Source organism: Arthrobacter sp. zg-Y1143, from assembly GCF_030125565.1.
Classification (GTDB): Bacteria; Actinomycetota; Actinomycetes; order Actinomycetales; family Micrococcaceae; genus Arthrobacter_B.
Genome location: NZ_JASKLW010000001.1, coordinates 219,503 through 240,334, shown reverse-complemented (window position 1 = coordinate 240,334; position 20,832 = coordinate 219,503). Strand labels below are relative to the sequence as shown.

The following is a 20,832-nucleotide window of genomic DNA, read 5'->3' as shown; positions in this document are numbered from 1 at the left end:
CGCAGGGCGTAAAGGGACCGGCACTAAGGATGACCCGGGATGATTCAGGGTCCCCCCTAGGGATGACTCAGGGGTCCGCTCAGGGACTGGTACTCCACCTCGCCACGGGTCAGCTCCATGTACGCGTCTTCCAGCGACACCTGCTGCGGGGTCAGCTCGGTGACCAGGATGCGGCGGGCCAGCGCTGCCTCGGCAATGCTGCGGACCGGAACATCGAAGACCTCAAGCTGGTCCTCGGCAGTGCGCCGGACTTCGGCACCCGGGACCGCCGCGGCCAGGGCATCCGCCAACTCCCCGGCGTCGTCGGCACGTACCAGCGTGCGCTGCCGGCCCGCACCGGCGATGACTTCCTCCATGGGTGCGTCCGCCAGGATCCGGCCGCGGCCAATCACAATGAGATGGTCGGCGGTAACGGCCATCTCGCTCATTAGGTGGGAGGAAATGAACACCGTCCGCCCCTCCGCTGCCAGTTCCCGGGCCAGGTGCCGGACCCACTGCACGCCCTCGGGATCCAGGCCGTTGACCGGTTCGTCGAAGATCAGGGTTTGCGGATCGCCCAGCAGGGCCACGGCTATGCCCAGCCGCTGCCCCATGCCCAGGGAAAAGCTGCCTACCCGTTTCCGGGCCACCGGGCCCAGCCCGGTCAGGTCAATGACGGCGCGGATCCGCCGGGCCCCGATGCCGTGGGTGGCGGCCAGGGCCCGCAGATGGTTGTACGCGGTGCGGCGCGGATGGACCGCCCGGGCTTCCAGCAGCGCTCCCACCTCGTGCAGGGGCGCCCGGTGCCGGGCGTAGGGCAGGCCATTGACCGTCACCGTCCCTGCGCTGGGTTGGTCCAGGCCCAGGATCAGGCGCATGGTGGTGGATTTGCCGGCACCGTTGGGGCCGAGGAACCCGGTGACCTTGCCGGGCTGGACGGTGAAGGTAATGCCGTCAACGGCGGTTTTTCCGCCGAACCGCTTGGCCAGGTCCTGTGCCTCGATCATGGGATGTCCTTTGCGCTAGCGCGAACTGATGGACTGGAATTTCCTTACCGCCAGGGGCACAAACACCACCAGCAGGACCAGTGACCCGATCACCACCGTGGGGATGGCGTTCTGCATCGGCCAGGTGTCCGGAACGGGCGCGGTGCCTACATTGCCGAACAGCTCCCGCGCCGCCTGCACCAGGGCGGAGACCGGATTCCAGTCCGCGAAGATGCGCAGCGGTTCCGGGAGCGTGGAGCTCTGCACAAAGGCATTGGAGATGAACGTGATGGGGAACAGGATGATGAAGGACGCGTTGTTGATGGTCTCCGGAGTGCGGACACTCATGCCCAGCAGTGCCATGACCCAGCTGAAGGCGTAGGAGAACAGCAGTAGCAGCCCGACAGCAGCCAGGAACGAGGCGAAGTTGGTGTTGACCCGCCATCCCACCAGCAGCCCCGTGCCCATCATGATGATCATGGAGATGGCGTTCAGCGCGAGGTCCGAGTTGGTCCGTCCGATCAGCACTGCGGAGGGGCTCATGGGCAGGGTACGGAACCGGTCGATGATTCCTTCCTTCAGGTCCTGCGCCATGGCCGCGCCCGAGAAGGTGGAACCGAAGACCACCGTCTGGGCGAAGATGCCGGCCATCAGGTACTGCGTGTAGTCGGTGCCGGCAACATTGATGGATCCGCCGTAGACCTGGCTGAACAGCAGGACAAACATGATCGGCTGCAGCACGGCGAAAATGATCATGTCCGGTGAGCGCTTGATCTTGATCAGGTTGCGCTTGGTGACGGTCCATCCGTCGCCGGCCCAGCGCACGGGTGCGCTGGAGGCCGATCCGGTCCGGATGCCGGCTGCCGATACCGCGGCGTTCATCGGTGAGCCTCCTCTTTTTCCGTTTCGGCGTCTTCCTCCGCCGGGCGCCCCGTGAGCTGCAGGAAGACGTCATCCAGGGTGGGGCGGCGGATGCCGGCGTCGTGGAGTTCGACGCCGGCCGCATCCAGCTCACCGAGCACGCGCTGCAGGGCGGCTGGCCCGTCGATGACGGCGACTTCGAGGGTGCGGCCGTCCCCCGAGGCGTGGGGCTCACCGGAGCCGTGCCGGGCCAGGATGGCCGCCGCACTCTCGGCATCTGCCTGGTCCACCAGGGCCACGGCTACCCGGTGCCCGCCGATCTGCGCCTTCAGGTCATCGGAAGTGCCTTCGGCGATGACTTTCCCGTTGTCGATGACTGCCACCCGGTCCGCGAGCTGGTCCGCTTCCTCCAGGTACTGGGTGGTCAGCAGCAAGGTGGTGCCGCGCGCCACCAGGTCCTTGATCACCCCCCAAAGGGCGATGCGGGAGCGGGGGTCCAGTCCGGTGGTGGGCTCATCCAGGAACAGCACCCGCGGCTGGTTGACCAGGGCTCCGGCCAGGTCCAGGCGCCGGCGCATGCCGCCGGAATAGCCCTTCACGGGACGGTTCCGGGCTTCGGTCAGCTCGAACATGTCGATCAGTTCCGCTGCGCGTTCCTTCGCCTGCCGCGCGGGCAGGTGGTAGAGCCGGCCCACCATGTCCAGGTTCTCCAGGCCGGTGAGGTTTTCGTCCACCGCGGCGTACTGGCCGGACACGCCGATGGCGCGGCGGACCGCCTTGGGATCAGCGATCACGTCGAGGCCGTCAATGACGGCCGTGCCGGAGTCCGCCCGGATCAGCGTGGTCAGGACCTTGACCGCCGTGGTTTTCCCGGCTCCGTTGGGGCCGAGCAGAGCGGTGACCGTTCCCTGCGGAACGGAAATGTCCAGTCCGTCCAGGGCGCGGACCGGACCGGACTTGGAGGAGTAGACCTTGGTCAGCCCTTCGGCATGGATCAGCGGTGCTGACTGCATGGGTGATGCTGGTTGCAGGAAAGGGGACATGCGTTCGAGGGTAGGACCGGGACCCCGCCCGGCGCCCGCCCAATGCGGACAGGACCGGTCCGCAGCTTTAAGCGGTTTCGGAAACGGCTTTCCGCTCGGCTGCGGCAGGAGCGAAAACGAGGGACAGCGCTATCGCAAGGCCCACCGTCAGCAGGGCATTGCGCACGCCCCAGTGTTCACCGAGGAAGCCAAGCACCGGCGGGCCCACGAAAAAGGCCATGTAGCCGATGGTGGACACCACGGATACGCGTCCCGCCGCGTGCAGCGGGTCCTCGCCGGCCGCGGACATTCCCATGGGGAAGCCCAGCGCGGCGCCTATTCCCCACAGGACCGCCCCGATCCCGGCCAGCACGATATTGGGCGCCAGCACAAAGAGCAACAGGCCGGCCAGGGCAGCGCTCATACATATCCGCAGCGCCGGGACACGGCCGATCCGGTCAATCAGCCGGGCACCGAACCAGCGGGTAAGGGTCATGGCTGCCACGAAGACGGCGAACATCAGCGCGCCCGTGGATTCACTGGTGCCCAGCCCGTCCACCGTTGCCTTGGCCACCCAGTCGTTGGCCGCCCCTTCGGTCAGGGCGGCGCCCAGGACGACGACGCCGATCAGCAGCGTGCGCCCCTCGCGCCAGGCACCGAACCGGGATGCGGGTGCTCCGCCGGCGCCCTCGGCATGCGCCGGGTGCGGAAGGTGAAGGAAATCGCGCGGGACAATCAGCACCACAAGGGCCACCACGGTGAGGATGGCCAGCAGGTGCAGGGACAGGGACACACCTGCGGCGGACAGTCCGGCCCCGATCAGGGCCCCGGTGAAGGACCCGGCACTGAACGCGCCGTGGAACTTGGGCATGATGTTCCGGCCCAGCCTGCGCTCGACGTCGGCGCCTTCCAGGTTCATCGCAACGTCCCAGCCGGCAATACCCACGCCGAACACCAGGAGACCGGCAGCGGTCAGCGGAATGGAGCCCAGGTGCAGGCCCGCGGCGATGGCCAGGGACGCCGCCGACGACGTCAGGCCGCCAACCCGCACAGTGCCGGCGGTGCCGATGCGCTGAGCCACCGAACCGGCCAGCGGCAGCGCGGCCACCGACCCGATGGCCGAAAACAGCAGCAGCAGGCCCACGCCGGCAGCACCGATCCCCAGGTCCTGGGCAGCGGCCGGGATGCGGGCGGCCCAACTGGCGAACACCAGGCCGTTGAGCCCGAAGCACACGAACACGGCGATAAGTGCCTTGTTCAGGGCAGTATCAGAGGGGTTCATTTGGGTCACGCCAATATTGTCCCCTACCGAACCCGGTCCACCCGTTTTTCGTCCCAGACCGGCGTATCGGACTCGTAAACCCTGCCGTCGGAACCGAACACCAGGAACCGGTCGAAGCTGCGGGCAAACCAGCGGTCGTGCGTGACCGCCAGTACGGTGCCCTCAAACGCGTCGATCGCCTTTTCCAGTGCTTCGGCCGAGTGCAGGTCCAGGTTGTCGGTGGGTTCATCCAGCAGGAGCAAGGTGGCGCCGGACAGTTCCAGGAGCAGGATCTGCAGCCGGGCCTGCTGGCCGCCGGAGAGTGATTCGTATTTCTGTTCCGAGGACGCCGCCAAGCCGTAGCGGTCCAGGGCGCCGGCGGCCGCTTCCCGGCCCAGTCCGGAACGGTGCTCATCGCCGCGGTGCAGGATGTCCAGCAGGGTCTTCTCGGCCAGGTCCGGCCGCATCATGGTCTGGGCAAAGAAGCCGGGCCGGATCCGTGCGCCCAGTTTCACCGTGCCGCCGTGCGGTACCGGCGCAATCTCCACCTCGGAGACCGGCTCGTGTTCCTTTTCCGGATCAGTGCCGCCCAAAGCGAGCAGGCGCAGGAAGTGGGACTTCCCGGAGCCGTTGGAGCCGAGTACGCCCACCCGGTCCCCGAACCAGATTTCGGTGCTGAACGGCTTCATCAGCCCGGTCAGTTCCAGCTTCTGTGCCACCACGGCGCGTTTGGCGGTGCGCCCGCCGCGCAGCCGCATCTTGACGTTCTGCTCCACCGGCAGGGCTTCGGGCGGTCCCGCCTCGAGGAACTTCGCCAACCGGGTCTGGGCCGCCTGGTAGCGGTTGGCCATGTCGGAGCGGAACGCCGCCTTGTTCTTGTACATGTTGACGAGTTCCTTGAGCTTGAGGTGCTCCTCGTCCCAGCGCCGGCGCAATTCCTCGAACCGGGCATTGCGGTCTTCGCGGGCCTTGACGTAGCTGCCGAACCCGCCGCCGTGGATCCAAGCGGAAGCACCGTTGATCCCGGGTTCCAGGGTGACGATCCGGGTGGCGGCGTTGTCCAGCAGTTCCCGGTCGTGGCTGACGAACAGCACCGACTTCTTGGACTGCGCGAGCTTGTCCTCCAGCCAGCGCTTGCCGGGCACGTCCAGGTAGTTGTCCGGCTCGTCCAGCAGCAGCAGCTCGTCCGGCCCGGCAAAGAGCGCCTCCAGGACCAGGCGCTTCTGCTCACCGCCGGAGAGCGTGGCGGCCTTGCGGTACTGGGCCCGGTCAAAGGGCAGACCCAGTGCGGCCATGGTCACTTCGTCCCAGACGGTCTCCTGCTCATAGCCGCCGACGTCGCCCCAGTCCGTGATCGCGGTGGCGTACCGCATCTGCGTGGGCTCGTCGTCGTGCTCCATCATGGCCAGTTCGGCGGCGTCCACTTCCCGGGCTGCTGCTGCCAGCGCCGGCGGAGCGGCGGAAACCAGCAGATCCCGGACGGTGCTCTCATCCCTGACCTGGCCAACGAACTGGCGCATGATGCCCATGTTGCCCGAACGGGCCACGGTGCCCTCGTCCGGGACCAGGTCACCGGCAATGATCCGCAGCAGGGTGGTTTTACCGGTGCCGTTGGGTCCGATCAGCGCCGTCTTGTGCCCGTCGCCGACCTTGAAGCTGACGCCGTTGAGCAGCTGCCGGCCGTCGGACAGGAAATAGTCAATATTGGATACGTCGAGGTGCGCCACGTATTCATCCTCCCATTCCGCGTCCCCCTCCTCCGCCGCCCTGCATGGGCATGCTCCGGAAACCGGGCATACGATGAAGAAATGATCTTTATTACCGTCAAATTCCTCGTCAAGCCCGAATGGACCGAACGCTGGCCCGAACTTACCGCCGATTTCACCGCCGCCACCCGGGCGGAGCCGGGCAACCTGTGGTTCGACTGGTCCCGCAGCCTGGAGAACCCGAACGAGTTTGTCCTGGTGGAAGCCTTCAAGGACGACGCCGCCGCCGCGCACGTGCAGAGCGATCACTTCCAGCAGGCCATGAAGGACATGGTCCAGGCGCTGGTGGAAACCCCGAAGATCATCAACACGGTGATCGAGGGCGAAGAGTGGTCCCGGATGGGTGAACTGACCGTCGAATAGGGGCGGTTGTTCAGGTGCTCGGTCATGGGAAACCTCCTGCTTACAGGTCCCCATGACCGGCGCCTGGGCGCAAGGCCCGCAGCAGAAGAGCAGCGGCTCCGGGCGCTACTCTCCGAACACCATGGTGATTGCCTCGCCCTGGATATTCACCTTGGCGGGCATGGAATAGAGCTCAACCGTGCCCTTCTGCATTCCCCAGTCATCGCCCTGCTTCATTTCGGCTTCCAGCGTGAACTGCCCGTTTTCCGCCGTGACTGAGAACGGGGCGGTCGGATCGCCCTCGATCACGGCGTAGGTGGGCTCCCTGGTCATGCTCCACTTAATGTTGCGGAAGTTGTTGGGGTCTTCCCCGTCGGCCTTGTTCGGGCAGCCCTTTGGCAGCAGTTCGGTGGACTTCATGCAGGCATCCAGGTGTGCCCTGGTCTGGGCCTTGATCTCATCGCGTGCCGCGTCCGTGATCTCCGGGAGGAACCCCACTCCCATCAGTGATTCCTGCGAGTCCAGACCGACGTTCATGACTTCGTCCTCGCCGTAGCTGACGAATTTCGTGCCATTGGGAGCGCTGAAGGTGTAGTCGCCCGGCATTACCGCGAGCTTCCGGCCGTCCTCGGGGGCTTTGAAGTCCACGCCGTTTACGGCGGTACCGGTGACATCCGCGTCCATCATGTAGCGCAGCGACCACGTGCCCAGTGGTGCGTCGACTTTCCATTTCTTGAAGAGCACTGCCTCGGTCCCGGCCTTGGACAGCGACAGTTTCATGGCCTCGCTCTCCCCGCCCTGCTCCACGTCAACCGATACCTCGGCCTTGTCGCCGTCGACCGCGACATCCGTGATTTCAAAACCGCTGATCCGGTTCTCCACCTTCGAGTAGACCTCATCGGTCATCAGGGAATTGTCCAGGTCCGAATCGGCAGGCGCCATGTCCAGGGCCTTTTCCAGCTCCCCGTCGACCAGTGCCTGGAGGTACTCCTCCGCCTGGACCCTCGGGCTGTAGACCGTGTCGTCCATGTACTGATAGCCGAAATAGCCTCCTACGCCCAGGAGCACCAGCAGGCCGCCTGCCACGCTGCCTGCGATTATCAGGCGTTTGCGCCGCTTCGGGTTCGGCTGCCGCTGCGGCAGGGTGCCTTCCCCGCCGGGAGGCGGCGGGAGCTGCGGCCACTGCTGCCCGGGCTGCGGCGCAGTACCTGCACCGGGTGGAGGCGGCGGAGCCCCCTGGAATCCCTGCGTCCCCGCAGCCGGCCCATAGTTCTCCATATGCCTGTCCCCCATTGCCTTGCTCCCCCAGTCAAGTACCGGCAGGCGTGCCGGTACCCGATAACATACAAGCTTTTATGCTCCAGGTCACAGTCCGGATTCCACCGGAATCCGGACGTGCCGGCACCCGCAGGAAAGGCTGCCCGGCGAACGTCCGCTAGTTGTACCCGGCAGCGGGTGCCAGGGAGGGCATCGGCAGCCCGAAAACGTCTTTAAGCGCCAGCTGCGCAGCATGCTGCCCGCCCATGCCGTGCACGCCGGGGCCCGGGGGCGTGGAGGCCGAACTGAGATAGACGCCCGGAAGCGGCGTGCGCCAGGGACTGGGTGAGAGTACGGGACGGATCAGCATTTGCTGCAGCGTCACCGCTCCTGCACCAAAGTCTCCGCCTACATAGTTGGCGTTGTACGCCTCCAAGCCGGCCGCCGTCGTCACCTTGGAGTCCACAATCAGGTCCCTGAACCCGGGGGCGAACCGTTCAATCTGCGCAGTGACTGCCTCGGTCATGTCTACGGTTGAACCGGCCGGGACATGGCAGTAGGACCACAGGACATGCCGTCCTGCAGGGGCCCGTGTGGGGTCGAATCCGCTGGGCTGGGAGGCCAGGACGTAGGGACGGCGGGGGTGCCTGCCGGCGGCGACGTCGGCCTCAGCCTCGGCGAGTTCGGCCCGGGTGCCGCCCAAGTGGGCCGTTCCCGCATGGGCCACCTCCGGATTCGCCCAGGGCACGGGACCGGAAAGGATGTAGTCCACCTTGCAGGCGGCGTTGCCGTATTTGAAGCGCTCCAGCGCCCGCGCGTACCGTCCGGGCAGCCGGTCGGATGCCAGTTCCAGCAGCACCGAAGGAGCAACGTCCAGGATGACGGCGCGGGAGTCCGCCACTTCGGCCAGCGAGGTGACCCGGTGGCCGGTGATGATCTTGCCGCCGTGCGCCCGCAGGTCATCGGCGAGCGCCTCGGCAATGGCCTGTGAGCCGCCCACCGGGATGGGCCAGCCAACCGTGTGGGCAAGGGTGCCGAGCATCAGCCCGCCTCCGGCCGACGGCAGCGAGGGCATCCTGCCCACCGGGTGCGCTGCCACACCTGAAAGCAGTGCGGGGGCGGCGTCCTCCATGAACCGCCGGTTCCACCAGGCGGTCCCCTGGTCCAGGACGGCGAGCCCGAAACGGACCAGCGCCACCGGGTCGCGGGGGACGCTCAGCAGCGAACCCATCAAGAGCTCGGTGACCGCTTCGCTGCGCTCCACCAGGGGTGCCATCAGCTGCCGGTAGGCGGCGCCGTCCCGGCCCAGCCCTTCCACGGTCCGTTCCAGGTCCTTGTACGCCAGCCCGGCGCGGCCGCCGTCCAGCGGCGCGGCGTAGGAGATTTCGGGAACCACCAGGTCGATTCGCCGGTCCAGCCCGAAGCTGCGGAAGAACGGGGAGGCCAGCGCCATGGGATGCACGGCCGAGCAGATGTCGTGCAGGTGGCCCGGCTCCATCAGCTCCTTGGTCCGGCTCCCGCCGCCGATGGTCCCGGCCGCCTCGAAGACCCGGACCGAGAGTCCCGCTCGGGCCATGATGACCGCTGCCGCCAGCCCGTTGGGGCCGGCACCGACTACGCTGACATCGCTCATCCGGTGTGCCTTACTGCCCCTTGCGCCCAGTGACCCGGGCGGCCAGGGACTTGGTTGCGGCCGGCAGCGCCCGGAGTTTGCCGGGCGCCTCCCGCCGGAGCTTCAAAGCCGTTGCCACCAGAGCGTACCGCCCCGGCTGCAGGGGGATGTCGTATGTGGTGGGAATGGTGACCACGGTCTTGGAGAAATTCCGCTTGAACGTCGTGACGTTGATCAGGCCCGGGTAGTTCTCGCTGACAATGCCGGTGAGCCCGCAGGCGGTGTTGCCGGCCGCCTTGAGCACCTTGAACGCTTCCCAGAGCAGCAGGTAGGGCGCGTTGGTCTTCCGCGCGCTGTGCGAACTGGCCGCGAAGTAGTAGACGGAGTAGCCGCGGTACTCGGTGGTGATCAGCCAGGAAACCGGTTTGCCCTCTACGTAGGCAACCATCAGCCGCAGGTACTCGCCGAGCTCGGTCAGCAGCGTCTCATAGAACGTCGATTCGAAACTCGAGAAGCCGTCACGGGCCGCGGTTTCCTGCATGATCGGGAACAGCTCGGTACGGAACACCTCGGCCCACCGTTCCGGTTCAATGGTCCGCACCTCCACACCCAGCTTTTCCGCCTTGCGGATCAGATTGCGCGCATTGGACCGGAATGAGGCGAAGATGGCGTCCGTGTCCGGAGTCAGGTCCACGACTATTTCGCGTTCGTACCAGCCGTGTTCCAGGGGACCCGTCACCGGCGGCTGCGGGTGTTCCACCTGCATCCGGATGTACAGGGGATCCACGGACGGATCAGCCCGGAACTGTTCCTGCACCGTATGGACCAGGCGTGCTTCGGCGTTGTGCGTGCGGACGGTGAACCAGGTGGGTCCGTTGACCACCACCAGGGACGGACGCAGCCGCCGTTCCGAGCGCAGGTAACTGGCGGTCGCGACCAGTGTGCCGCCGTCGTAATAGGCCCAAATGCCGTAGGGGCTGCGGCCGAGCTTTGCCTCAAAATCAGCCCAGTACGGGGTCTGCTCCAGCGGAATCACAACGTCGGGATGCGCGGCGGCGAGAACTTCGAATTCCTTGGAGTTAAGCTGCTCGGAACGGTATGGAACGGGTGTCACTGTGCTTCTTTCGCCGGGGCCGCATGCGCTTCTAAGGATACGGCGTTGCTCCGCTTCAGGAGCAGCCGGTCCGGGGCGCCGTCGAACGGGCCTCCCTGGGGATCGTCGGCGCCGGTGCGGCGCACCGGATCACCGTCGGGGTGCAGGATGTCTGCCACCACCCGGTACATCAGGTAGGCGGTGGCCAGCACATGCCCCATAACGGCCAGTACGTAGTACGGGGAGTCGATGTTGTTCTGCGCCGCACCGCCGGAGGTGTCCTTGGCGAGGTACATCCAGATGGCCCACCAGTGCATCACTTCGAAGAACTGCCAGATCAGGAAGTCCCGCCACCGCGGCCGGGCCAGGGCCACCAGCGGAATCAGCCACAGGACAAACTGCGGGGAATAGACCTTATTGGTGAGGATGAACGCGGCAACAATCAGGAAAGCCAGCTGCGCCAGCCGCGGTCGCCGCCCGGAACGCAGGGCCAGCACGGCGATCCCGGCACATGCGAGGGCAAACAGGGCGTAAGCCCAGAAGTTGATGAATCCGGCGTCCACGCCTACCCCGCCGTAGCGCTCCGCGGTCAGGTTCCAGGCAAACCAGATGGAGGAAAACCCCGCCGGCCGTTCGGACGTGAACGTGAGGAAAAAGCGCCAGGACTCGAAGTCGCGGAGCATAAAGGGCAGGTTCACGGCCGCCCAGGCCAGGCCCGCCGCGGCAAAGGTGAGCAGTGCCGGACGCAGCCGCATGGTCCGCAGGGCCAGCACCAGGACTGCGCCGAGGATCAGGACGGGGTACAGCTTCAGGGCCGTGCCCAGGCCGATCAGCATGCCGGCCGCCAGCGGCCGGTTCCGCGCAAAGGCCAGCATGCCCGCCGTGGCGAGCATCACTGCCCAAATGTCCCAATTGATGAAGACAACCAGGATGGCCGCCGGGGCCACCGCCACCATCGCAGCGTCCCAGGGCCGCCGGCCGGACATACGCATGGTGGCCACCACAGTGACCATCCAGGCGCCGGCGGCCAGGAAGGCGTTGACATCGAAGTAGTGCAGGGCGCGGACGGCGGAAGCACCCTCCCCCGGAACCACCAGTGCGGTTGCACCGGCCAGCAGCCCCAGCAGCACCGGGTATTCAAACAGTGCACCCTCGGTGAAAAAGGGGAAGACGCCCTCCCCAAGGCCCCTGGTCCCGAACAGTTCGGGCCAGTCGGAATAGCACGCCTGGTAGAAGTGGTCCGGGGTGGACCAGCCACCGGCGCGGCAGGGCATCTTGACCAGGACGGCCAGCAGCGCCGAGACCGTGGTGAACAGGATCAGCACCCGTTCCACTGTGAAGAATCCGGGGGTTACAACACCTGGCGCGGTGAAGCGTCCCAGCGGGCCGCCGATGCCCTCCGTGAATTTCCGCAGGAAGGGATCGTTGCGGCTGGGCACCACTATGCGCAGCGGGCGGCGCTGGGGGTTGGGCTCCATGCCTATCAGTATCCAGCAGGACGGCGCTCCGGACAGGAGGTCCGCCGCGCGGCTACCCCGGTGTAAGTGTTCCTCCCCGTGCCAGGGCGTAGGTGCCGCCGTCCAGGTACGCGTTCTGAGGCGCGGACGGATCGTAGGTGAGCGTGTGTCCGTTGCCGGTGATGTTGGTGACCTGGCCGCCGCTGACCAGGGCGCCTGCCACCGAGGAGGCCGCGGAGTCTGCCTGCAGGCTGATCCGCGAGGTGTCGTCCAAGGTGACCCCTACGTTGGCGAGCGTCCCCGTAACGCTGCTGTTGGCGGTCAGGGAAACGGCCAGGCTGCTGCCCTGCTGTGCACTGAGGTTGCCGGTAAGTTCGGTTTCGGTCATCTCCACCGTGCCGGCCCCGCCGCCGGTGACGCTGACCAGGTTTCCCGAATCGGCGCTCACGGTGCTGCCCTGGCTGATGCTCACAGTGGCCGGCACCCCTTCGATGAGCACGGCGTCGCCGTCTCCGGCATTCAGGCTGCCGCCGGTGAGCGTCAGGCTGCCGCCCGCCGGTCCCCCGTCGCTGCCCTGGAGAAGGTGCACGCCGTGGGTGCCGCCCGAGAGTTCGGACCGGGTACTGATAAGGGTGTTGGTCCCTTCAACCACTGCCGCTTCGGCGGAGCGGGACGTTCCGGCCACTGCGCAGACCGAAATGTCCCCGGCGGAATAGATGGCCGGCGCCGCCTCCCCGACGGCGGTGGATCGGTTAATCGAGATCTGGCCTTCGCTGCCGGCGGCAATAGGGCTGGCGTTCCCCTCGTCCGTTGACAGCGTCAGGTCCGTTCCCGTCACCGATCCGCCGTCCCCTGCACCGACAGCGGGTGCCGAGGCACCGTCGGTGCGCACTGTGGCGCTGCCCAGTTCCACCAGGGAACCGGTGCCGCTGCTGAATACCCCGCCGGCGCCGGCACCGGTGGAGCTGACCGTGGCATTTAGCAGGGATAGCCGGCTGCCGCCGGACACCAGCACGGCAGCGTTGAGTCCGGCGGCCGCGGACGCCTCGGGGTTGGACGAGCTGCCGCTCTTGGTGATGTCCGCATCAGCCACGGCCGTGCTCCCGCCGTCGGACCGCGTGAGCGCGGAGGTGTCGGCGTCGGCAGCGGAGAAGTTGCCGCGGTCGGGATTATTGGAGGGCACCGTAGCCGGCAGGGGCGGGCAGTCCGCTGCCGAGCCGGCACCGGCGGAGAAGGTGGGCGTTGAGGAGGGTCCGGCGGTCGGACTGGAAGCCGGCGCCGACTGGCTGTCCTGCTGCGGCGGCGGGGCAGGCGTGCACGCGGCCAGCCCGAGCGCAACGGCCAGGACTGCGGCACGAAGCGCGGCCGGCACCGAGCCCACCGATGCGTGCCGGAAGGCCGGTGCAGAATGCACCGAGCCCCCGGCAGAAGGCGCTGGGCTTTGGGAAAAGGCGGTCATCAGCGGCTCCCGGGCCGAAGTGGCGGAGACTCTTCGCGGGTCCAGTCTAGGGGCGCACCGCTGCCGGGTGGCAGGCTGTGCGGCCAATACGTTTCGAAACCGGTAAGAGATGTGAGTGCCAGCACGTAGACTGTGTTGGTTGTCTGCGCCCGCGGGCGCAGCATTCAACATATTCTTCGAAGGAGAACCGTGTCCGAGAACCCCATCCGGGTGGCAATCGTGGGTGTTGGAAACTGTGCAGCTTCGCTGGTGCAGGGTGTCCAGTACTACCGCAACGCCGACCCCAACGAAACTGTCCCTGGCCTGATGCACGTGAAGTTCGGCGACTACCACGTCAATGACGTGCAGTTTGTTGCCGCTTTCGACGTCGACAGCAAGAAGGTCGGGCTGGACCTGGCCGATGCTATCGGCGCGAGCGAGAACAACACCATCAAGATCGCCGATGTGCCGGAAACCGGCATCACGGTCCAGCGCGGGCCCACCCTTGACGGGTTGGGCAAGTACTACCGGGAAACCATCGTCGAGTCCGACGCCGCGCCGGTGGACATCGTTGCGGCCCTGAAGGACAACGCTGTTGACGTTATGGTCTGCTACCTTCCGGTGGGTTCGGAGCAGGCGGCGAAGTTCTACGCCCAGTGCGCCATCGACGCCGGCGTAGCGTTCGTCAACGCGCTCCCCGTGTTCATTGCCGGCACCAAGGAATGGGCCGACAAGTTCACCGAGGCGGGCGTTCCGATTGTGGGCGACGACATCAAGAGCCAGATCGGCGCCACCATCACCCACCGCGTGATGGCCAAGCTGTTCGAAGACCGCGGCGTGATCCTGGACCGCACGTACCAGCTCAACGTCGGCGGCAACATGGACTTCAAGAACATGCTTGAGCGCGAGCGGTTGGAGTCAAAGAAGATCTCCAAGACGCAGGCCGTCACGTCCAACACGTCTGCGGACCTGAAGGCCGACGACGTGCACATCGGCCCCTCGGACTACGTTGCCTGGCTGGATGACCGCAAGTGGGCATTCGTCCGGCTCGAAGGCCGCAACTTCGGCGATGCGCCCGTGTCCCTGGAGTACAAGCTGGAGGTCTGGGACTCCCCCAACTCCGCCGGCGTCATCATCGATGCGGTACGGGCCGCCAAGATCGCCCTGGACCGGGGCATCGGCGGACCGATCCTTTCCGCTTCCAGCTACTTCATGAAGTCGCCGCCGGAACAGTACAACGACGACATCGCCAAGGCCAAGGTGGAGCAGTTCATCCGCGGCGAGGTTGAGCGCTAGGAAAAGCTCCCGGCCAACGCTGCTGCCGCAAACGCCCCTGGGCTCCGGTTTCCGGGACCCGGGGGCGTTGCTGTGTCCGCCCCGCGGCGGACCCGGCGGTCAGATCAGCCCTGCGGGCGTACCGTCCGCTGCCACGCCCATGCGCAGTGCGGCCGGTTCCTTCGGCAGCCCGGGCATGGTCATCACCGCGCCGGTCAGCGCCACCACAAACCCGGCACCGGTCTTGATCGACAGGTCCCGCACGTGCAGGGTGAACCCGGACGGTGCACCCAGCGCCGCTGGATCGTCGGAGAAGGAATACTGGGTCTTGGCCATGCACACCTGCAGGTGGTCTAGGCCGCGTGCGGAGATTTCCTGCAGCCGGCGGCGGGCGGCCGGAGCGAATTCCACGTCGGCCGCGCCGTAGATTTCCCGGGCCACCGTGCGGATCTTCTCCTCCACCGGCATTGCGTCCGGGTACAGGAACCGGAAGTCCGCGGGCTGCTCCAGCGCCGCCCTTACGGTCCATGCCAGCTCGTCGCCGCCGGTTCCGCCGCCGCCGCGGGCCCACACATCCGCCACTGCGGCGCTGACCCCTTCCTCCGCGCACCAGTCCGCCAGCCGGCGCAGCTCAGCCTCCGTGTCGGTGCCGAACCGGTTAATGGCCACCACGGGGTTGATGCCGAATCGGCGGATGTTTTCCAGGTGCCGGCGCAGATTGGCCGTACCCGCCTCCAGCGCCGGAAGGTTCTCCGCTGCGAGGTCGGCCTTCGGCACGCCCCCGTGCATTTTCAGGGCCCGGACGGTGGCCACCACCACCACTGCGTCGGGGGCGACGTCGGCGGCCCGTGACTTGATGTCCAGGTACTTTTCCGCGCCGAGGTCCGCACCGAAGCCGGCCTCGGTCACCACGATGTCCGCCAGCCTTCGGGCGGTGGACGTGGCAATGACCGAGTTGCAGCCATGGGCAATGTTGGCGAACGGACCGCCGTGGACCAGTGCCGGGGTTCCGGCCAGGGTCTGCACCAGGTTGGGTTTCAGCGCCTCGCGCAGCAGCAGCGTCATGGCGCCCTCGACGCCCAAGTCGGCAACGGTCACCGGCCGGCGGTCGTAGGTGTAGCCCACGGTGATCCGGGACAGGCGGTCCGTGAGATCAGCGAGGTCCCGGGCCAGGCAGAAGACCGCCATCACCTCGGAAGCGACGGTGATGTCGAAACCGTCCTGCCGGGGCACACCCTGCGCGGGCCCGCCCAGTCCAATCACAATATCGCGCAGCGCACGGTCGTTGAGGTCCAGGACGCGCCGAATCACGATCCGCCGCGGATCCAGGCCCAGCGGATTGCCCTGGAAGATGGAATTGTCCAGCAGCGCGGCGAGGGCATTGTTGGCGGCGGTGATCGCGTGGAAGTCTCCGGTGAAGTGCAGGTTGATGTCCTCCATCGGGACCACCTGGGAATACCCGCCGCCCGTGGCTCCGCCCTTCATGCCCAGCACCGGTCCCATGGAGGGTTCACGCAGGGCGATGCATACGTTCTCTCCGGCGCGGTGCAGGGCGTCGGCCAGCCCCACGGTGACGGTGGACTTACCCTCACCGGCGGGGGTGGGGCTCATTGCGGTGACCAGCACCACCCGTCCGGGCGCGGTACCGGCAGGCAGCAGGGCAGGGTCCACCTTCGCCTTGTACCGTCCGTAGGGTTCCAGCGCCTCTTCCGGGATGCCGGCGGCACGGGCGATCCCGGTGATGGGCTGCAGGATTGCCGCGCGGGATATCTCGAGGTCAGAGGGGACGCTGGTGCCCATGGTGCGTGTTCCTTCCGCTGCGCCGCCAACGGATGACGTTAACGGCCGGTGTCGTTGGGTGGAAGCCAAGCTACCAGCAGCAGGGCCACCGGACCGGGATCGGAGCGGAGGGGACCAGGAGGAACGGAAAAGAGAAGCTACTTGCGCACGGAGCTGCTGGCGAAGTGCTCCGCTGCCTCCCGGTAGCTCTCCGCGGTGAGCATGGCGGTCCGCCGCCAGCCGAATGCCTGGGCGTGGGCGGCGGCTCCTTCTCCGAGCGTACGACGGCGGTCCGCGCCGTCGTACAGTGCTTCCAGTTCAGCGGCCCAGCGGCCCGGAGCATGCCCGTCCACCAGGACACCGCTGCGTCCGTCCCGCACCGCTTTGGGCAGGCCGCCCACATTGGCGGCCAGCACGGGGGTGCCGCAGGCCTGGGCTTCCAGTGCCACCAGTCCGAAGGATTCACTGAAGGACGGTACGGCCACCACATCGGCTGCACGGAACCAGTCGGCCAACTGGTTCGGTTCGGCCGGGGGGCGCAGCGAAACCGTGTCCTGCAGCCCGTAGCGGCGGATCAGGGGCGCCAGGTCCAGCACGGACGAACCGCTGCCCGCGCCCAGGATGCTCACGCGCAGCGGGATGTCCGGCCTGCGCCGCCGCAGCTGGGCAGCGGCCTCCACCAGGACCTGCGGGCCCTTCATCCGCTGGATCCGGCCGGCAAACACCACGTGGAAAACGCCCGGCAAGAAACCCTGCCCGGGCTGCACTCCCGGCCTGCCCCGCGGGGAGAAAACGTTCAGGTCAACACCCGGAGCCACTACGTCCACGGCAGCCGGATCGGCACCGTAAAGGGTTTCCAGTTCGGCGGCTTCGGTGCTGGTATTGGCAATCAGGCGGGTCGCCCCCTGCACTACCTGCTGCTCGCCGTCGATCCGGATCTGCGGTTCAGGGGTTTCCCCGGGCTGGGCCTGGATATTCTTGACCCGCGCCATGGTGTGCATGGTGTGTACCAGGGGCAGGTCCCACTGCCGGGCCACGGCCAGTCCGGCCGTTCCTGACACCCAGTAATGCGAATGCACCACGTCAAAAGCGCCGTCCAGCAGGAACGGCTGCGCTGCCGCCACGGCGGAGGCAAGGTCCAGATACGGCAATTGTTCCTTGGGCACCTTGCACACCGGTCCGGCCTGGACGTGGCGGACCCTGACCCCCGGGGCCAGTTCGACGTCCGCAGTACGCTGCGGGTCCGTTGCCCGGGTAAAAATCTCGACTTCGGTGCCGGAGCGGGCCAGTTCCAGGGCTACGGAACGGACGTACACGTTCATGCCGCCGGCGTCGCCGGATCCGGGCTGTTCAAGCGGGGAGGTATGAAGGGAGAGCATGGCCACACGCTTGACCTGGGGCACTTCGCTCCCTTCCTGACCGATATCTTCTCTATCGACTTTATAACGCCGCGGGACCTGCCTTTGTTTCCTGTCGGCCAGAACACTTTGGGCACCCCTGCCCTGCCGGGTCTACGGTGCCGGGCACGGCAGCGCCGCCCGGCCCCTCTGGGGAACCGGGCGGCGCTGCCGCCGTATACCGCCGCATGGCGTGGATGAAGTCACTTCACGGAATGGAAGTAGTGCAGCAGCAGGTAACCCTGCTCTCCGGACAGTGCGTAATCCAGGCGCGAAGAGCGGACGGCACTTGAGCGGAGGTAGGAGCTGCGCAGGCGTTGGAACATGGAGGACACCTCCTTCAATGCGCGTTGCAGGGCAGGAGCCGGCAGTCCGGGCGGACGCGGCGGGGGCAGGGGTGCTGCGGCACGCTCGAAGCCGGCATCCGGCCGCATTGAATCGGGCAGGGTCAAAGAGGGCAGGGGATATTCAGGCACGGAAGTCTCCAAAGGCATAAACCCGTAAAAGGGCATGACGGAATAAGGCAGGGAAGATGAATGAAAAGTCCACCGATAAACAGCATTGAAATTACGCCGAGGCGATTTGCGGATATTAATCCGACCATGGCGGAATGCTGTTTATGCGGGGTGGTTACCGATCCGCGTGAAATCCCTTGCCGGCATTGCCCTGGACCTGCAAAGGCGGCAGGTGCACAGGGAGCGGGAGGGGCTGCCGGACGCTGCGGCGATTAGCCGGACTGGACCGGTGCGCGGGGCGGGGGCCCGGGCTGGATAGCCGGGGCAGGTGCCGGGACTAGGCGGAAACGGCCGTCCGGGACAGGAATACACCCGGTGCCCGGAACCATGGCCGGAGATTGCCGCCGTCAATGCCGGCACCTACCCAATGGGTATTCATCATGGTATTCATCAATCTCCACCTCCTGTTCGCGGGGCACTCTTCTGGGGTCTATCTTCTGGGGTCTACTGCGCCTGACGGGTGTTTTGCTGTCTGGCTGGCGGGCCGTAAAGTTGCCCGCAAAAGAAAAGATACAACAGAAAACCCGGCCCTGCCAAGTACTTTCCGTAAATTCCCGCAATTAATTCTGCGGGCGGATGCTGGCAGGGCCGGGAGGTCTGCTCGTCAGAGGTTCCAGCCGACCACGGCGGGGGTGCGCTTGTCCCAGCCGAGGGTGCAGACAGCTGCCGTGCTGAGGGCAAAGTGCCGGCCGAATTCCGGGGGCAGTCCCAGCCAGCGGGCCGCCAGGATGCGCAGGAAGTGCCCGTGCGCCACCAGGAGCACCTTCTCCACCGGTGCTGCCTCAGGATCGAGGTCCATCTCTGTGCCGGAACCGGCCTGCACGGAAGAGATGATCCGGTCTGCCCGGGCGGCCACCTGGGCCAGGGTTTCCCCGTTGGGAACCCCGTCCTTCCAGATCAGGTATCCCGGGTTTTCATCCCGGACCTGCCGGCTGTTGCGCCCCTCGTTGTCGCCGTAGTCCCACTCATGTGCATGCGGGACCACTTCGGCGTCGGGGTAGCCCACCAGTTCTGCGGTCCGCCGCGCACGGGCCAACGGCGAGGTGAGCACCCGGTCGAAGGTCACCGCACCTATCTTGTCGCGGGCAGCCCGGGCCTGGGCTTCTCCGTCGGCGGTCAGCGGGATGTCCGTCAGGCCCGTGTAGTTTCCCTCGCGGCTCCATTCGGTCTCGCCGTGCCGCAGCAGCCAGAGCCGGGGCAGCCGGGTCCCGGCCGGGGTCAGGTCCGGTACTGCCGGTCCAAAATTATCCCCGTTGCTCATCTATTTGTCCTTCGCGTTTGTACCTGATTCATCCTGCGCCCGCAGGGTTTCCTTTTCCGTTGTATCAGGTGCCGCGTCCGCGGACTCAATCGCACTTTCGGGCTGTGCTGCCCACCACTCCCGGAGCAGGGCGGCGGCCTCCGCTTCACTCCGGGGACCGTTTTCCATGCGTTCTTCCAACAGGAACCGGTAGGCACGCCCCACCACCGGCCCCGGCCGCACGTTGAGCAGGGCCATGATGGCTTCGCCGTCCAGGTCCGGACGGATGGACGCGAGCTCTTCCTGCTCGGCGAGGACGGCAATGCGCTGTTCCAAGTCGTCGTAGGCGAAGGCCAGGCGCTCCGCCTTCCGCCGGTTCCGGGTGGTGACGTCGGAGCGGGTGAGCCGGTGCAGCCGCTGCAGCAGCGGGCCGGCGTCGGTGACGTAGCGGCGGACGGCGGAATCGGTCCAACCGGCATCGCCGTAGCCGTAGAAGCGCATGTGCAGTTCCACCAGGCGGGACACAGCCTTCACAGTGTCATTGTCGAACCGAAGCTCCTTCATCCGCTTGGCAGTGAGCTTGGCGCCCACGGCATCGTGATGCAGGAAACTTACCGCGCCGGAGGGATCGAACCGGCGGGTGGAGGGCTTGCCGACGTCGTGCATCAGCGCCGCGAAGCGCAACACGAAATCGGGACCCGGCACCGGACCCTCGCTGTCGGTTTCAAGTTCGCAGGCCTGGCGGAGGACGGTCAGGGAGTGCTGGTAGACGTCCTTGTGCCGGTGGTGTTCGTCAATTTCAAGTTTCAGTGCGGCAACCTCGGGCAGCACGTGCTCGGCCAATCCGCTTTCCACCAGCAGGTCCACTCCGGTCCAGGGCGCCTTCCCGTTGATCAGCTTCGTCAGTTCATCCCGCACCCGTTCCGCGGAGATGATCCCGATCCGGCCCGCCATGTCCCGCATCGCCTCGAACACTTCCGGGGCCACGTCCACCTGCAGCTGCGAGGCGAAACGGGCGGCGCGCATCATCCGCAGCGGATCGTCGGAGAACGACGTCGACGGCGCCCCGGGGGTGCGCACAATGCCGGCGTGCAGGTCCCGGGCACCGCCGAAGGGATCCACCAGTTCCATGGAGGGCAACCGCAGCGCCATGGCGTTCATGGTGAAGTCCCGGCGGAACAGGTCATCCTCGAGCTTGTCGCCGAAGGCAACCTCAGGTTTGCGGGAGGACGGGTCATACGCGTCGGCACGGTAGGTGGTGACCTCCACCTGGAAACCGTCCTTGCGCATGCCGATGGTGCCGAATTCGCGGCCGATCTCCCAGAAAGTATCCGCCCAGCTCTTGATCACCTTGATGATCTCGTCCGGACGGGCGTTGGTGGTGAAGTCCAGGTCCGGGGACACCCGACCCAGGAACAGGTCACGCACGGGACCGCCGACCAGGGAAAGCTCAAACCCGGCGTCCTCAAAACGTGCACCGAGCGCCGGGATCACGTCGGGCAGCGGGGACTTCAAGGCAGAACTATCAAAAAGGTGCACCATAGTCCTTTAA

17 protein-coding genes are annotated in these 20,832 nt (G+C 66.6%); 2 read left to right on the top strand and 15 right to left on the bottom strand.

Going from position 1 to position 20,832, the window contains the following annotated elements; translation table 11 throughout:
- Positions 1 to 56: 56 nt before the first annotated feature.
- The 5 genes from QNN98_RS01230 to QNN98_RS01210 all read right to left on the bottom strand — a co-directional run bounded on the left by QNN98_RS01230 (position 57) and on the right by QNN98_RS01210 (position 5,836).
- Entirely contained in the window at positions 57 to 986 is a 930-nt protein-coding gene (locus QNN98_RS01230; RefSeq protein ID WP_227912280.1) for an ABC transporter ATP-binding protein, read from the bottom strand.
- Positions 987 to 1,001: 15 nt separating this feature from the next.
- The gene (locus QNN98_RS01225; protein WP_227912282.1) at positions 1,002 to 1,847 is read right to left on the bottom strand and encodes an ABC transporter permease; all 846 of its coding nucleotides are present in this window, start codon (positions 1,845 to 1,847) and stop codon (positions 1,002 to 1,004) included.
- Positions 1,844 to 2,869: an ATP-binding cassette domain-containing protein gene (locus QNN98_RS01220; protein ID WP_227912284.1), complete on the bottom strand. Its 1,026-nt coding sequence runs from the start codon at positions 2,867 to 2,869 to the stop codon at positions 1,844 to 1,846. Before QNN98_RS01220 ends, QNN98_RS01225 begins: the two co-directional genes overlap by 4 nt.
- Positions 2,870 to 2,936: 67 nt before the next feature.
- Positions 2,937 to 4,130, bottom strand: a complete 1,194-nt coding sequence (locus tag QNN98_RS01215) for an MFS transporter (RefSeq protein WP_227926047.1) — start codon at positions 4,128 to 4,130, stop codon at positions 2,937 to 2,939.
- A 23-nt stretch (positions 4,131 to 4,153) separates the two neighbouring features.
- Positions 4,154 to 5,836, bottom strand: a complete 1,683-nt coding sequence (locus tag QNN98_RS01210) for an ABC-F family ATP-binding cassette domain-containing protein (RefSeq protein ID WP_227925900.1) — start codon at positions 5,834 to 5,836, stop codon at positions 4,154 to 4,156.
- Between the two features lie 81 nt (positions 5,837 to 5,917).
- Between QNN98_RS01210 and QNN98_RS01205 the strand changes: the two genes are divergently transcribed.
- Entirely contained in the window at positions 5,918 to 6,238 is a 321-nt protein-coding gene (locus QNN98_RS01205; protein ID WP_227912289.1) for a putative quinol monooxygenase, read from the top strand.
- Positions 6,239 to 6,343: 105 nt separating this feature from the next.
- Here QNN98_RS01205 and QNN98_RS01200 read toward each other — a convergent pair whose 3' ends face one another.
- The 5 genes from QNN98_RS01200 to QNN98_RS01180 all read right to left on the bottom strand — a co-directional run bounded on the left by QNN98_RS01200 (position 6,344) and on the right by QNN98_RS01180 (position 13,050).
- A complete protein-coding gene (locus tag QNN98_RS01200; RefSeq protein ID WP_283996003.1) occupies positions 6,344 to 7,495 on the bottom strand; it encodes a zinc ribbon domain-containing protein in 1,152 nt (383 codons plus the stop codon).
- A 157-nt stretch (positions 7,496 to 7,652) separates the two neighbouring features.
- Complete coding sequence (locus tag QNN98_RS01195; protein ID WP_283996001.1) at positions 7,653 to 9,107, bottom strand: phytoene desaturase family protein; 1,455 nt, start codon at positions 9,105 to 9,107, stop codon at positions 7,653 to 7,655.
- A 10-nt stretch (positions 9,108 to 9,117) separates the two neighbouring features.
- Positions 9,118 to 10,200, bottom strand: coding sequence for a lipid II:glycine glycyltransferase FemX (locus QNN98_RS01190; RefSeq protein WP_227912294.1), 1,083 nt, complete (start codon positions 10,198 to 10,200; stop codon positions 9,118 to 9,120).
- Complete coding sequence (locus QNN98_RS01185) at positions 10,197 to 11,657, bottom strand: glycosyltransferase family 87 protein (protein WP_227925904.1); 1,461 nt, start codon at positions 11,655 to 11,657, stop codon at positions 10,197 to 10,199. Before QNN98_RS01185 ends, QNN98_RS01190 begins: the two co-directional genes overlap by 4 nt.
- A gap of 52 nt (positions 11,658 to 11,709) precedes the next feature.
- Positions 11,710 to 13,050 (bottom strand): hypothetical protein, encoded by a 1,341-nt coding sequence (locus QNN98_RS01180; protein ID WP_283995998.1) that lies wholly within the window; start codon positions 13,048 to 13,050, stop codon positions 11,710 to 11,712.
- Positions 13,051 to 13,284: 234 nt separating this feature from the next.
- On the opposite strand from QNN98_RS01180, the gene QNN98_RS01175 reads away from it, so the two are divergent.
- Entirely contained in the window at positions 13,285 to 14,370 is a 1,086-nt protein-coding gene (locus QNN98_RS01175) for an inositol-3-phosphate synthase (protein WP_227912300.1), read from the top strand.
- 99 nt (positions 14,371 to 14,469) lie between these two features.
- On the opposite strand, the gene QNN98_RS01170 is transcribed toward QNN98_RS01175, so the two are convergent.
- The 5 genes from QNN98_RS01170 to QNN98_RS01150 form a co-directional block, all read right to left on the bottom strand.
- On the bottom strand, positions 14,470 to 16,149 hold the full coding sequence (locus QNN98_RS01170) for a formate--tetrahydrofolate ligase (protein WP_283995997.1): 1,680 nt from the start codon (positions 16,147 to 16,149) through the stop codon (positions 14,470 to 14,472).
- Between the two features lie 137 nt (positions 16,150 to 16,286).
- Positions 16,287 to 17,531: a D-inositol-3-phosphate glycosyltransferase gene (mshA, locus tag QNN98_RS01165; RefSeq protein WP_283995996.1), complete on the bottom strand. Its 1,245-nt coding sequence runs from the start codon at positions 17,529 to 17,531 to the stop codon at positions 16,287 to 16,289.
- 197 nt (positions 17,532 to 17,728) lie between these two features.
- Positions 17,729 to 18,001, bottom strand: coding sequence for a hypothetical protein (locus QNN98_RS01160; protein WP_227925908.1), 273 nt, complete (start codon positions 17,999 to 18,001; stop codon positions 17,729 to 17,731).
- 643 nt (positions 18,002 to 18,644) lie between these two features.
- Positions 18,645 to 19,301 (bottom strand): histidine phosphatase family protein, encoded by a 657-nt coding sequence (locus QNN98_RS01155; protein WP_227925909.1) that lies wholly within the window; start codon positions 19,299 to 19,301, stop codon positions 18,645 to 18,647.
- Positions 19,302 to 20,822, bottom strand: coding sequence for a CCA tRNA nucleotidyltransferase (locus QNN98_RS01150; RefSeq protein ID WP_283995995.1), 1,521 nt, complete (start codon positions 20,820 to 20,822; stop codon positions 19,302 to 19,304).
- Positions 20,823 to 20,832: the final 10 nt, after the last annotated feature.

Excerpts from the sequence above, each read along its gene's own strand:
- QNN98_RS01230 (WP_227912280.1), bottom strand. The coding sequence starts at position 986 with ATGATCGAGGCACAGGACCTGGCCAAGCGGTTCGGCGGAAAAACCGCC.
- QNN98_RS01225 (WP_227912282.1), bottom strand. The coding sequence starts at position 1,847 with ATGAACGCCGCGGTATCGGCAGCCGGCATCCGGACCGGATCGGCCTCC.
- QNN98_RS01220 (WP_227912284.1), bottom strand. The coding sequence starts at position 2,869 with ATGTCCCCTTTCCTGCAACCAGCATCACCCATGCAGTCAGCACCGCTG.
- QNN98_RS01215 (WP_227926047.1), bottom strand. The coding sequence starts at position 4,130 with ATGAACCCCTCTGATACTGCCCTGAACAAGGCACTTATCGCCGTGTTC.
- QNN98_RS01205 (WP_227912289.1), top strand. The coding sequence starts at position 5,918 with ATGATCTTTATTACCGTCAAATTCCTCGTCAAGCCCGAATGGACCGAA.
- QNN98_RS01200 (WP_283996003.1), bottom strand. The coding sequence starts at position 7,495 with ATGGAGAACTATGGGCCGGCTGCGGGGACGCAGGGATTCCAGGGGGCT.
- QNN98_RS01195 (WP_283996001.1), bottom strand. The coding sequence starts at position 9,107 with ATGAGCGATGTCAGCGTAGTCGGTGCCGGCCCCAACGGGCTGGCGGCA.
- QNN98_RS01185 (WP_227925904.1), bottom strand. The coding sequence starts at position 11,657 with ATGGAGCCCAACCCCCAGCGCCGCCCGCTGCGCATAGTGGTGCCCAGC.
- QNN98_RS01170 (WP_283995997.1), bottom strand. The coding sequence starts at position 16,149 with ATGGGCACCAGCGTCCCCTCTGACCTCGAGATATCCCGCGCGGCAATC.
- QNN98_RS01155 (WP_227925909.1), bottom strand. The coding sequence starts at position 19,301 with ATGAGCAACGGGGATAATTTTGGACCGGCAGTACCGGACCTGACCCCG.
- QNN98_RS01150 (WP_283995995.1), bottom strand. The coding sequence starts at position 20,822 with ATGGTGCACCTTTTTGATAGTTCTGCCTTGAAGTCCCCGCTGCCCGAC.